The organism is Chitinophaga nivalis (assembly GCF_025989125.1).
Classification (GTDB): Bacteria; Bacteroidota; Bacteroidia; order Chitinophagales; family Chitinophagaceae; genus Chitinophaga; species Chitinophaga nivalis.
Genome location: NZ_JAPDNR010000001.1, coordinates 523,947 through 536,718, shown reverse-complemented (window position 1 = coordinate 536,718; position 12,772 = coordinate 523,947). Strand labels below are relative to the sequence as shown.

Annotated in this window: 11 protein-coding genes; 7 read left to right on the top strand and 4 right to left on the bottom strand. The window is 45.3% G+C overall.

The annotated features are described in order from the left end of the window. Positions 1-21: 21 nt before the first annotated feature. Positions 22-1,146: an efflux RND transporter periplasmic adaptor subunit gene (locus tag OL444_RS02240; protein WP_264752001.1), complete on the top strand. Its 1,125-nt coding sequence runs from the start codon at positions 22-24 to the stop codon at positions 1,144-1,146. 352 nt (positions 1,147-1,498) lie between these two features. On the opposite strand, the gene OL444_RS02235 is transcribed toward OL444_RS02240, so the two are convergent. The 4 genes from OL444_RS02235 to kbl all read right to left on the bottom strand — a co-directional run bounded on the left by OL444_RS02235 (position 1,499) and on the right by kbl (position 5,626). Next, positions 1,499-2,284, bottom strand: a complete 786-nt coding sequence (locus OL444_RS02235; RefSeq protein WP_264734872.1) for a tetratricopeptide repeat protein — start codon at positions 2,282-2,284, stop codon at positions 1,499-1,501. Positions 2,285-2,298: 14 nt separating this feature from the next. Next, positions 2,299-3,321, bottom strand: a complete 1,023-nt coding sequence (locus tag OL444_RS02230) for a VWA domain-containing protein (protein ID WP_264734873.1) — start codon at positions 3,319-3,321, stop codon at positions 2,299-2,301. A 199-nt stretch (positions 3,322-3,520) separates the two neighbouring features. Then, positions 3,521-4,309 carry a class D beta-lactamase gene (gene blaOXA, locus OL444_RS02225; protein ID WP_264734874.1) on the bottom strand — a complete coding sequence of 263 codons (789 nt, stop codon included), beginning with the start codon at positions 4,307-4,309 and terminating at the stop codon, positions 3,521-3,523. A gap of 129 nt (positions 4,310-4,438) precedes the next feature. After that, the gene (gene kbl, locus OL444_RS02220) at positions 4,439-5,626 is read right to left on the bottom strand and encodes a glycine C-acetyltransferase (protein WP_264734875.1); all 1,188 of its coding nucleotides are present in this window, start codon (positions 5,624-5,626) and stop codon (positions 4,439-4,441) included. A 382-nt stretch (positions 5,627-6,008) separates the two neighbouring features. Between kbl and OL444_RS02215 the strand changes: the two genes are divergently transcribed. From OL444_RS02215 to OL444_RS02190, 6 genes are all read left to right on the top strand, one after another. Then, positions 6,009-6,494, top strand: coding sequence for an RNA polymerase sigma factor (locus tag OL444_RS02215; RefSeq protein WP_264734876.1), 486 nt, complete (start codon positions 6,009-6,011; stop codon positions 6,492-6,494). A gap of 43 nt (positions 6,495-6,537) precedes the next feature. Then, the gene (locus OL444_RS02210) at positions 6,538-7,581 is read left to right on the top strand and encodes an anti-sigma factor family protein (RefSeq protein ID WP_264734877.1); all 1,044 of its coding nucleotides are present in this window, start codon (positions 6,538-6,540) and stop codon (positions 7,579-7,581) included. A 17-nt stretch (positions 7,582-7,598) separates the two neighbouring features. Continuing rightward, the gene (locus tag OL444_RS02205; protein WP_264734878.1) at positions 7,599-8,555 is read left to right on the top strand and encodes an outer membrane beta-barrel protein; all 957 of its coding nucleotides are present in this window, start codon (positions 7,599-7,601) and stop codon (positions 8,553-8,555) included. Between the two features lie 29 nt (positions 8,556-8,584). Then, complete coding sequence (locus OL444_RS02200) at positions 8,585-8,959, top strand: hypothetical protein (protein ID WP_264734879.1); 375 nt, start codon at positions 8,585-8,587, stop codon at positions 8,957-8,959. A gap of 150 nt (positions 8,960-9,109) precedes the next feature. Continuing rightward, entirely contained in the window at positions 9,110-12,046 is a 2,937-nt protein-coding gene (locus tag OL444_RS02195; protein WP_264734880.1) for a M16 family metallopeptidase, read from the top strand. Between the two features lie 125 nt (positions 12,047-12,171). Beyond that, entirely contained in the window at positions 12,172-12,738 is a 567-nt protein-coding gene (locus OL444_RS02190) for a L,D-transpeptidase family protein (RefSeq protein ID WP_264734881.1), read from the top strand. Positions 12,739-12,772: the final 34 nt, after the last annotated feature.

Here is a 12,772-nt window from a genome sequence, read left to right as displayed (position 1 = left end):
ACTATACGACATATTAATATCATGAACATAAAAAATTACAGCCTGTTGTATCGTAGCATGACGGCTGCTGCATTACTGCCATTAGGTTTGTTTTTCGCCGGCTGCCATAATACCCAGGCAGAAGATGAATCAGGTAAAGAGAGTGAAGGTGTACAGGTGAAAATGATTCACCTGCAGAAAAGTCAATTGGAAGCCAGCCTGAAATTACCGGGTGAAATAAAACCGTTTCAGTTTGTAGATCTGTATGCGAAAGTGAATAGTTATGTGAAAAGTGTACAGGTAGATTTAGGTAGCCAGGTGAGTGCCGGTCAGGTACTGGCTACGCTGGATGCACCGGAAATGAATACCCAGCTGCTGGAAGCGCAGAGCCGCCTCCATACCAAAGAAGCGATGTTCAGGGCCAGCCGCGCTACCTACGAACGTTTACTGAAAACCAGTAAAGTACCCGGAACCATTTCTCCCAATGACCTGGATATGGCCTTTGAAAAAATGAGCGCCGATAGTGCAGAGTTGTTGTCTTCCCGGTCATCCTATCACGAAGTACAGCAGATGCTGGGCTATCTCACCATCCGTGCACCATTCAGCGGGGTAATCAGTCAGCGTAATGTGCACCCGGGTACCTATGTAGGCCCCGCCGGCAAAGGTTCTGATAAACCGCTGTTCCGGCTGGAAGAACAACAAAAACTGCGTCTGGCAGTGGCGGTGCCGGAAATCTATACCGATGATGCACATCATGCCGGAGATGTACATTTCACAGTGAAGTCGTTGCCGGGAGATACTTTTACCGCGCATGTATCCCGTATCGCAGGTAGTCTGGATACCAAACTGCGTTCCGAGTTGCTGGAAATGGATATTGCTAACATCAACCGGAAATTATTACCAGGTATGTATGCAGAAGTACAGGTACCGCTGCCCGGAAAAAAAGATGTATACGTTGTGCCGAAAGGGGCGATTGTGAGTAATTCAGAAAAAGTATTCGTTATTAAATCCGTGAACGGAAAAGCAGTATGGGTGCCGGTGCAAAGAGGCAATGAAGCCAACGGCCAGGTAGAGATTTTCGGTAACCTGTCCGACCAGGATATACTGGTGCAGAATGCCAGCGATGAAATTAAAGAAGGCACCTCATTGCAAGCTGCCGCGAAATAATTTGTGTGTTTAAGATAGAGGAGTGGAGTCTCTGGTATAGGAACAGCAGCAGTATGGATAGTACCATGGATCAGCCAGGGTTTCATCAATAAGGCATTCAGTAATGGGACTTCCTCCTCAAAGTAATTGGCATCGCGGCGCTTCCTGACAAAGGAGGCGTTGCTGCTTTACATCATTAAAGATAATTGTTACGTGCGCGTAACAGTTGTAGGTTTAGGTAAAACAACCGGGGTAGTCTTATCCCGGTTTTTTTATGGGCAAAAAAAAATTACGCATCTCCCGGAAGTTGAAGCGGAAATATCCGATGTGAGCTACCTGAAAATGCGTAATGCATGACTGCCTGTAAAATACCTTACCAATCTTTCTCTACCTGACTTGGCTGGCCTTTTACTTTTTTGGCTTTATCCTGTAATTTCTTTTCTTCCTGTGCTAGTGCCTGCAGCAAACGTTCTGCTTCTTGTTTATTCAGTTTGCTGGGCTGTGGTTCGGGCTTTTGCTGCTCTTCCTTGTCTTTGTCCTTATCCTTATTTTTATCCTGCTGGTCTTTGTTCTGATCTTTGTTTTTATCCTTGTCCTGCTGGTCTTTATCCTTGTCTTTATTCTGATCCTTGTTTTTGTCGTCTTTGTTCTTGTCCTTGTTTTTATCTTTATTCTTATCGTCTTTGTTCTTGTCGCCGCCACCGCCTTGCTGTTGTTTTTTCAGCATGGTTTGCGCATAAGCCAGGTTATAGCGGGCATCTTCATCTGCAGGATTCAGTTTCAGTGCCTGTTTATAGGACTTAATACTTTCTTCCCACTTTTTATCTTCCATGAAGGTGTTGCCGATGTTATAATCTGCACTGGATTTCAGGTCGTTTTTTTCTCCCAGTTTCGCGCTGTTGGCATATTGTTTACGGGCATCTTCATAGCGTTTTTGCTGGTAAAGACTATTGCCCAGGTTATAGTTGCCGATGGGAGATCTGGCATTTTGTTCCAGTGCTTTTTTGTAGTTGGCCTCCGCATCTGTAAACTGCTGCTTCTGATACAGCTCATTCCCTTTGCGGATATATTTGTTGGTGCCATTCTGTGCAAAGGTGTGTAAACCTGCGAACAGTGCTACCGTAGTGATAATAGAATATCTGATAAATGTAATTTTCATGATCCTTTTTTAGATTAAGCTGGCTGCGAATCAGTGGAAACGCGTTTGTGGCGTATTTCCGGAATAAAAAACTCAATCAGCAGCAGTGCCAGGCTCAGGCCCAGGAAATATTGAAAATAACTATTGTAATCTGTAAACACGTTTTCCCCGAATTCTTTTTGTTCCATGCTGTCTATCTTGGCAACCAGGGTGTTGACTACATCATCTGTATTGTTATCCAGGTGTTGATACATCCCTTTACCTGCAGCGGCAATGGTTTTCAGCTCTTCTTCATTCAGTTTGGAGATAACGGTATTACCCTGACGGTCTTTTTTATAGCCGCCGGTTTCCGGATCGGGCAGGGGAGAACCGCTGACAGAGCCGATCCCGATGGTATTGGTGACTACCCCGTTTTCAAAAGCCGCTTTGGTTTTCTGTATGGCGGTTTCGTCATGATCTTCCCCATCTGAAATGAGTACGAGGGCTTTGTGTTTGCGTTCTTTTTTATTGAAAGCATCGTCAGATACCTGTATTGCTTGCCCGATGGCGGTACCCTGTGTAGGAATCATATCGGGCGATACGGTGCTGAGATACATTTTGGCAGCAGAATAATCTACGGTGAGGGGCATCTGGAGATAGGCATTGCCGGCAAAAACCACCAGACCTACGCGATCGTTATCCAGTTTGTCCATCAGTTTGCTGATGAGTTGCTTGGCGCGGGTCAGCCGGTCCGGTTGAATATCGGTAGCCATCATACTTTTGCTCACGTCCAGCGCAATCATTACGTCTACCCCTTTCCGGGTGATCTTTTCCATACGGCTACCTTTCTGGAGATTAGCCAATCCCAGTACTCCGAAGAAAAATGCCAGGAAGATCAGGAGAAACTTCAGTACAAACAGTTTGCGGGAATAACCGGTGAATAATTTTTCTACCAGTGCCGGATCTCCCATCTGCCGTATCGAACGGCGTTTCCACCAGGATACGCCCAGGAAGGCTACCTGTAAAAACAACAGGAAAATCAGCGCCCATAAGTATTCACTATGTTGAAATCGTAACATACTCGTTTTTAAGATATCCGATGCCGGTAATGGCCGGCCAGGAGATCAAAAATAATTTTTTTGTCACGTATTGCAAGAGGGGGAACAGGGGTTTATCGTTTTTTTAACGATCGGGGAAGGGGGTGGGGCCGGAGACAGCGGCCTGCAGCCATTTAAACGCATGAGAAAGCGGCTAAATGGCTGCAGCAGCGCTGATAGCTTACATTTCGCCTTTAAAATAACCGGCATCTGTCAGGATATTCCGGAGAATCTCCATGCGTACTTCCGGCATATTGAGCTGGGCATTTTCTGTTTCTATATTGAGTACAAAGAAGCTGGGGTGGCGGTTTTCTTCGATCCAGCCTACGATCCAGCCAATTCTTTTTACATCATTGGTGGTGCCTAATCCTGTTTTGTAAGACAGCTCATATTTAGGCGTTTTTTCCATGAGCATCACTTCTCTCACCGTTTTCATGGTGGTTTTGGCAAAAGGAAGCTGATCGAAGTACAGTTTCTTTACAAAACCCAGTTCTTCGTCAGGGGATATCTGCAGGGAGTTGTCCAGCCAGAAGGTATCTATCCGGCTGATTTTCATGTTACCGTATTTAATGGAGTCCAGCCACATCTGCATGGTAGGTTTACCGATACGACGGGCTACTTCCTGGAAATAAGGAACTGCGGATGCTTTGAACGCTGCCTGCATGCTCAGGTCATGATTCCATGCTTCAATGGGGCGGGTTACGCCATCCCAGGGAATCACCATGGCAGTGTCGCGGATAGCGCCGGTGTGCAGGCCTACCAGGGAATTTAAAATTTTGAAGGTAGATGCTGGCAGGAAGCGTTTTTTAGCTCGCTCCAGATTGTATACCCTGAACGTACCCTGGCTGTTGTTGAACAGCATAAAAGTGCCTTCTACTTTGTGTTTGGCAAAATACTGTTCCCAGTTTTTTTCCTCTTTAACATTATTCGGTGCACAGGCTGCCAGAGATAAACCTATCGCAGCAAGCATCCAGCCAAGTCGTTTTATCAGCATAATGATTGATGATTATGAGCTGCAAAAGTAAGGATAAAGTGAAAAGCAAAAAGCTATTACAAGAGAGGGTTCTCCTGTAATAGCTTTTATATATGAGGAATGGAATTACTTGATAACGCCTAATTCCTTGCCTATTTTAGTGAAAGCTGCAATCGCCTTGTCCAGGTGGGCCTGTTCGTGGGCGGCACTCAGCTGTACGCGGATACGTGCCTGACCTTTGGCTACTACCGGGAAGAAGAACCCGATAACATAGATCCCTTCCTGCAGCAGTTTGTCTGCAAATTGCTGGCTCAATACCGCATCATACAGCATTACGGGCACAATCGGGTGATCACCGGGTTTAATATCAAAACCGGCTTCGGTCATTTTGGTCCGGAAGTATTGGGTATTGTATTCCAGTTTATCGCGCAGGGCTGTGGTTTCACTCAGCATATCCAGTACGGCGATGGAAGCGCCTACGATGCTGGGAGCTACGGAGTTGGAGAACAGGTAAGGACGGCTGCGCTGACGCAGGATGTCGATCACTTCTTTGCGTCCGCTGGTGAAACCGCCGGAAGCACCACCCAGGGCTTTACCCAGGGTACCGGTGATGATATCTACCCGACCCATTACGCCACAGTATTCGTGGGTACCACGACCCGTTTTGCCGAGGAATCCGGAAGAATGGCTTTCATCCGTCATGACAATGGCGTCATATTTATCTGCCAGTTCACAGATCTTATCCAGCTGGGCAATAGTACCGTCCATGCTGAAAGAGCCATCTGTAACGATGATACGGCTCCGGCAGTCTTTCGCTTCCTGGAGTTTAACTTCCAGATCGGCCATGTTATTGTGTTCGTAACGGAAGCGCTGTGCTTTACACAGGCGTACACCGTCAATGATGGAGGCATGGTTGAGGGCATCGGAAATGATGGCATCCTGCTCGCCGAAGAGTGGCTCAAATACGCCACCATTGGCATCAAATGCGGCTACATAGAGAATGGTGTCTTCGGTGCCCAGAAATTTGGAGATCTTATCTTCCAGTTCTTTGTGCAGATCCTGGGTACCGCAGATGAAACGAACACTGCTCATACCGTAACCATGGGTGTCAATAGCTTCTTTGGCAGCCTTTACCACAGCCGGGTGGGAAGATAAGCCAAGGTAGTTGTTGGCACAGAAGTTAAGCACTGTTTTACCACCTACCTGTATTTCGGCTCCCTGTTCAGACGTGATAATACGTTCTCTCTTGTACAGGCCAGCTTTGTCGATGTCGCCCAGCTCTTCCCGCAGGCGGGTTATAAACCTCTCATTCATATAAATTGCAATGTTTTAAAACTATTTGTCAAAGTTATGGTCAATAAATGTATTACGATTATATATCCTGTACAGCGATATAGCCGGGATAAGTAAAAAGTTTGACGGAGGTGTAACATTTAGGAGTAATGCTCCGTCATAGTACTATCATGATTGTAAATGCCATGAAGTGATAAACTGAAGCATTAACCTTTACTGCAGTATAAAGAAAGATGGTGTGTGGGGTAAGAGGTTGATGATCAGGTTTGTAGAAAAATGTTCCTGCAACTGATTTTGAACAATAGATGACATCTGATGGATGTGGGTAACAAGATTGGATTTTGTCAATGATAGGTATTGAACTATTTGTCGGATCTTAGCACTAAAATCCCACACCACCGGAATGACGGAAAAGGAGTACAATAAATGTGTGGATCTGTATTCGGACAACCTGTTTCGCTTTATTGTTAAAAATTTGGAACATGCGGAAGATGCCAGGGATGTAGTACAGAATTCATTCGAGATATTGTGGAAGCACTGTAAGGACGTGCCTTTTGAAAAGGCAAAGTCCTACTTATTTACAGTTGGCTACCACAATATGATTGATCATGTACGTAAGGTAAAGCGGATTACACTGGTGGATCAGTTTAAGGATGAAGAGAAAATATCGGAAAACAGGGTGCATAACGCAAAGGAAGTACTCGAAAAGGCATTATCCAAGTTGAGTGAGGTACAACGGTCACTCATTCTGCTCAAAGACTATGAAGGGTATAGCTATGATGAAATCGGTGAAATGATGGAGCTGAATCCGTCCCAGGTAAAGGTTTACCTGCACCGCGCCAGAATACATCTCAAAAATTATCTGGTGAAAATGGAAAATGTAATATGATATTTTTATAATTGTTAATTAGAATAATATTTAAATAAGACTTTTGTCGGTAGATATCAACATATCCAATTACGAATCTTACCTGCTCTCCTTTATTGATAAAGAGTTGAACGGGGAAGAGCTGGCAGCACTGGAGCTTTTCCTGCAAAAGCATCCCCAGATCCGGCAGGAGCTGGAGCTGTTGGAGAGTACGTGTCTGATGCCCGATGAACAGATCGTGTTTGATAACAAAGCTGCCTTGTATAAATCAACGGCTTTCCGGTTATCAGCAGCGGATGAAACCCGCTTGCTGGACTATATAGATGGAGAGCTGCACACCGCTGCCGAACTGGAGCTACAGGAATACCTGCGGCAACATCCGGCTGCACAGAAAGAACTGGCCCTGTTTCAGGCCGCAAAATTACAACCAGATACCAGTGTGGTATTTGAACATAAAGCCGGCTTGTACCGGCATGAGCAGCGTAAACCGGCTGCTGTATACCGGTTAATCGGATGGGGCGCCACAGCGGCGGCTATTATAGCCGGATTAATTATCTGGTTACAGCCTGCCGGACGTCAGACACACCAGGAGCCATTGGTGGCAGACAACGTGATTCCCGTTAAGCGGGCGCCACAGGCAATACCTGTTACGCCAGCTCCGTTTACTCCCTCCGCACCTGCTCCGGCAGATGCGCGGATCGCCACAAAAAATACTAAAACAATTATAACACATGCCCCGGCAAAGAAAACAACGGTACCGGCTGCACCAGATGAAACACCTGTAGTAGCCACAAATAAAGTCACACAAACAGATATTCCTGTAATCGCACAGTTACCCCCACCCCGCAACACCACGGAAGAACTGGTGGAAAAACGACTGGAAACAGTTGGTAACAGACAGGTAGCAGCCATCGGCAGTACCCCGGAAAATAACCGGGAACCAGTACTGGCGGCAGCCAATACCAGTAGTAGTACCACTGTTACTGCCGCTCCGGCCCCGGCTCCGGTGAGAGGAGAACTGATTGCATCCGTTAGTGGTAGCGACAGCAAAATACTGGATAAAGTGACCAACGTAGCTAAATTTTTCTCCCGGAAAAGGAATAAATAAAATTATGGTAATAGCATATGAAGCATAAAATTTTACTCATTTTGTTATTGGTATTGTGTGGTGGGTGGGTACATGCGCAAAATGCAGGTATTACCCCATCTGCTTCGGCCACACCTCCGCCGCCGGATACCATTCAGATCAAAGGTCTGATCATCATAAAAGGCAAAAACGAAAAAGGCCGTAACAGCTATAAGTTTTACCGGGATACCGTTTACGCCCGCAACAAACTCAAGAAAAACCTGCAAACCAAATGGTTCGTTTTCGACCTGGGATTCAATAACTATATTGACCGCAGCGACTACTATGGCGCCGGTTTCATGAATTTCTATCCCAACCATACCACGTATTTCAATGGCGCATTGGCCATGCAATCCAAGGTATACGACGGCTATTCTGCCAGTAGCCTGGCTTCTTTCGCACCACGGGCTGCCAGCGCGCCGCTTACGCCGTCTGAGTTTAAACTGATTACCGGGAAATCCATCAATTTTAATATCTGGCTGTTTCAACAGCGACTTAATATAACAAAACACAAACTTAACTTGTTATATGCTTTGGGACTGGAGATGAATAACTACAGATATGCTAGAAATATCACCTATCAACCAGGGTATCCGACACAGATCGTACGAGACACAGTAGAATTTTCAAAGAACAAGCTTTTTGCCGAATACATTTCAATACCGGTAATGCTAAACTTTAATTCTAATCCTGCCCGCCCGGGTCGCGCGTTTCAGGTAAGCTTTGGTGTCTCTGGTGGTTATCTGCTCAAGTCCAGAACCAAACAAATAAGTGAAGAAAGAGGTAAAGTCAGAAAAACAGACGATTTTAATCTGAACAAGTGGCGCTTCGGGCTCACCAGCGAATTAGGTTACGGACCTGTTAAGTTGTATGCAAATTTTGCCCTGACACCGCTGCATGATTATGGATTGCAACAATATCCCTTCTCAATCGGATTACGCCTGAATGGATTCTGAGTTTTTTAGCCATACTCAAAATTGTGTTTATGCGTTCAATTGCTGCCTTCATGGCATGTATTGGTTGTATCGCATGGCTTCATTCCTGTGACAGGCGGTTACTGGGCGTGAAACCCGAATTCAGGGAAAGCGGAAAGATTCCGTTGCCACCCGTTACGATACAACCTGCTCCCACACCACAATTGTTACCCGTTGATGTCAATAGTCCCGGCACAACCTATCCCGGATTACCAACGGTAACAGCTACGGGGAAAATTACCAGCACCCGGCCGGAGAAAAAAAATAATAACATCCGGAAAAGCAATATCATCCCTTCACTACCACATGTGATCATTGTGAAAACCCAGCCAGTACTCATTAACAGCCTGACACCCTGGGTGCCTCATTACCGCGAAAATATCTGATCTCACCTCCATATCATCGATAATGGCAATCGATTGCTACTTTTTTGTGCATACCATTCATACAATTCTGTGTTATTTTCCTGCTATATTTTTTCACTTCCGGTTATATTTGATATAACAATAAAATCAATCACCAGCTAAAGTTTCTGTATGCTCAAAAGAGTCGTATTAGTATTTTTGTTAGCTACCTCGCTGTATACAGCCGGAGCACAGGGCAAATACCAATGGAAAGACGCTGCTTCTGGGGGATATACCTACAGGTATGTTACCAATGATCCTATGAAGGCACGTTTCTACACCCTGAAGAACGGATTGACCGTTATTCTAAGCGTTAACAACAAAGAACCCCGTATCCAGACATTGATCGGTACCCGTGCCGGGAGCGACAATGACCCTAAAGACCACACTGGCCTGGCACACTACCTGGAGCACCTGTTATTTAAAGGTACCCAGCAATATGGTTCACTGGATTGGGCAAAAGAAAAACCACTCCTGGTACAGATAGAAAATCTGTATGACAAGTATAACCAAACCACCGATCCGGCCGCCCGTAAAGGCGTATACCGGCAGATAGACAGTATTTCCGGTGTGGCCGCCAAATATGCCATTGCCAACGAATACGATAAAATGATGTCGGCAATGGGCGCTCAGGGCACCAACGCACATACCTGGGTGGAAGAAACGGTGTACGAAGAAGATATTCCTTCCAATGCCATCGATAAATACCTGACCGTTCAGGCAGAAAGATTCAAAGACCCCGTATTCCGCCTGTTCCACACAGAACTGGAAGCGGTATACGAAGAAAAAAACCGGGGACTGGACAACGACGGCCGCAAAGTATATGAAGTACTGCTGGCTTCTTTATTCCCTACCCACAATTACGGACAACAGTCTACCATTGGTACTGTGGAACACCTGAAAAATCCAAACCTCAAGGTGATCCGCCAGTTCTACAATGAATATTATGTACCCAATAATATGGCGATCGTGATGGCGGGTGACTTTGATCCGGATTATGTGATCAAAACCCTCGATCAGAAATTCAGCTATATGAAAGCTAAACCGGTTAAAGAATACAAACCGGCACCGGAAGCTCCGATCAAGGCGCCTATCGTGAAAGAAGTATTCGGTCCGGATGCAGAAAGCGTAGATATTGCTTTCAGAATGCCCGGTGCCTTAGATGTAAAATCCACCGTACTGCTGGGGGTATTGTCTGATATCCTGCAAAATGGAAAAGCAGGCCTGCTGGATCTGAACATCAACAAACAACAGAAAACACTGAATGCCAGCGCTGGTACCCTGAACTGGAAAGACTACTCCTTCCTGAGCCTCAGCGGAAAGGCCAAACAAGGCCAGACCCTGGAAGAAGTGAAAACGCTGTTGCTGGGTCAACTGGATATCCTGAAAAAAGGAGAGTTTGACGAAACCCTGGTGAAAGCCATTGTGAATAACGCCAAACTGTCTCAGTTACAGGGCCTGGAAAATAATAACAACCGCGCTTCCTCCATCATGGATGCTTTCATTAAAAGCAAAGGCCAGAACTGGCAGCATGATGTAGCTTTCGTGGATGCCATGAGCAACGTTACCAAACAGCAGATCGTTGATTTCGCCAATAAATACCTCAACGATAACTATGTGTTGGTATACAAACGTAAAGGCGAAGACAAGAATATCGCAAAGGTGGAAAAGCCCACTATTACACCCATAGAGGTGAACCGCGAAGCACAGTCTACTTTCCTGCAGCAGGTAAATGCCCTGCCGGCTACACCGGTAAAACCACAGTGGCTGGACTACGAAAAGGATATACAGAAAGTACCTGTTGGTAATACTGAATTAATGTATGTGCAGAATAAAGACAATGGTTTATTCCGCCTGTACTACCGTTTCGACGTAGGTAACTGGAATAACAAAAAACTGGCGCTTGCTGCCCAGTATCTGCAGTTCCTCCGCACGGACAAATACACTTCCGAAGAAATCAGCAAGGCGTTCTATAATATTGCCTGCAACTTCAGCGTGTCTGCCGGCAGCGAAAATACCACCATTACTATCAGTGGCTTGCAGGAAAACTTCGACAAAGCAGTAACCCTGTTTGAGCATGTAATAGCCAACTGTCAGCCGGATGAAGCAGCGCTGGCGGCATTAAAAGGCCGGATACAGAAATCCCGGACAGATAGTAAGCTCAATAAAACGGCTATCATGAAAGGAGTGGTAAGCTATGCCATGTATGGCGCCAAAAATCCTTTCAATAACCAATTGAGCCAGGCCGAACTGGATGGACTGACCGCTGCAGAGCTGACTAATATCCTGCACGAGTTACCATCCTATAAACACAGTATCATTTATTACGGCCCTCAGCCGCTGGCTGATGCAGCTGCAGATATCAAAAAACTGCATACCCTGCCGGCAAGCTTTAAACCAGCCCCGGTAGCCGCTGTATTCCCCAAAGATAACCAGGATAAAAACCAGGTATACTTTGCAGATTATGATATGGTACAAACAGAGATCAACTGGTTGAGAAATACAACGGCCTATGATCCGGCAAAAACCGGCATTATAAGCCTGTTCAATAACTACTTCGGTGGTGGTATGGGCTCCATTGTATTCCAGACCATCCGGGAATCCAAAGCGCTGGCATATTCTACCTACGCTATTTATTCTTCCCCGGATAAAAAAGGCGAGCGTTATTCTGAAGTGGCTTATGTAGGTAGTCAGGCAGATAAAATGAATGATGCTATCTCCGGTATGAATGAGTTGTTGAATGACATTCCCCGTTCTGATAAATTACTGCAGACTGCCAAAGAAGGCATGAAACAGGATATTGAAACAGAACGTATCACCAACGACGGTATCATTTTCAGCTACCTGGCTGCACAAAGACTGGGACTGAATACAGATATCCGTAAACAGGTGTATGAGTCTATTGACAAGATGAATTTTGACGATGTGAAAAAATTCCATGATGAGAATATTGCTCATAAGCCTTATACCTACTGTATTGTGGCTTCTGAAAAGAAAATCAGCCTGGATGAACTGAAAAAATACGGAGCTGTGAAAAAACTCTCTATGGAAGAAATCTTCGGATACTAATTTTTCCATTCCGTATAAAAATATAAAGCTATCAGTGTGGGATTTTTCCTCCCATATTGATAGCTTTATGCTTTATACAATAAATATTTATCCTGCTGCGTTATCAGCATATTTTTAATCATCCTATGAGAAGATACCGACACTATTGGTATGCAGCCCTGTTATTGGTGCTGCCGTTAGCTGGTTTTGTCAGCAACAATGATTTGTATAATGTAAGGTTAACGACTGCCAACATTGATCCGGATAAAATTTTTCTACTGATAGACAAGAGTGACTACCGTTTATATTTATATGAAGATGCCACATTGCGGAAAATCTACAAGGTAGTATTCGGCAACCGCGATCAGACAGATAAAGTGTCGGAAGGCGACCGCAGAACACCAGAAGGTACCTTTCATATTTTAAGCAAAAGAGTAGATAAAAGCTGGAGCCGGTTTATGTTGCTCGACTATCCCAATGACATATCCTGGCAGAAGTTTCATGAACGCCAGTCAGCCGGTACCTTGTCGGCCAACGCCACTATTGGCGGCGGTATTGGCATTCATGGGGTAGAATATGATTCCGGTATCCGGGATAACTATGTGGAAAGCCGCATTAACTGGACCCTGGGTTGCATCAGCATGAAAAATGCGGATGTGAACGAGTTGTATGAAATTATAAAAGTGGGTACGCCCGTTGTAATACGCCGGTAAGGTTTTTGTGAAAAATAAAAGGGTGAGTGGTGGT

Coding starts and splice junctions, on each gene's coding strand:
- OL444_RS02200 (WP_264734879.1), top strand. CDS start 8,585: ATGCGTTCAATTGCTGCCTTCATGGCATGTATTGGTTGTATCGCATGG.
- OL444_RS02195 (WP_264734880.1), top strand. CDS start 9,110: ATGCTCAAAAGAGTCGTATTAGTATTTTTGTTAGCTACCTCGCTGTAT.
- blaOXA (WP_264734874.1), bottom strand. CDS start 4,309: ATGCTTGCTGCGATAGGTTTATCTCTGGCAGCCTGTGCACCGAATAAT.
- OL444_RS02215 (WP_264734876.1), top strand. CDS start 6,009: ATGACGGAAAAGGAGTACAATAAATGTGTGGATCTGTATTCGGACAAC.
- OL444_RS02205 (WP_264734878.1), top strand. CDS start 7,599: ATGAAGCATAAAATTTTACTCATTTTGTTATTGGTATTGTGTGGTGGG.
- OL444_RS02230 (WP_264734873.1), bottom strand. CDS start 3,321: ATGTTACGATTTCAACATAGTGAATACTTATGGGCGCTGATTTTCCTG.
- OL444_RS02235 (WP_264734872.1), bottom strand. CDS start 2,284: ATGAAAATTACATTTATCAGATATTCTATTATCACTACGGTAGCACTG.
- kbl (WP_264734875.1), bottom strand. CDS start 5,626: ATGAATGAGAGGTTTATAACCCGCCTGCGGGAAGAGCTGGGCGACATC.
- OL444_RS02240 (WP_264752001.1), top strand. CDS start 22: ATGAACATAAAAAATTACAGCCTGTTGTATCGTAGCATGACGGCTGCT.
- OL444_RS02190 (WP_264734881.1), top strand. CDS start 12,172: ATGAGAAGATACCGACACTATTGGTATGCAGCCCTGTTATTGGTGCTG.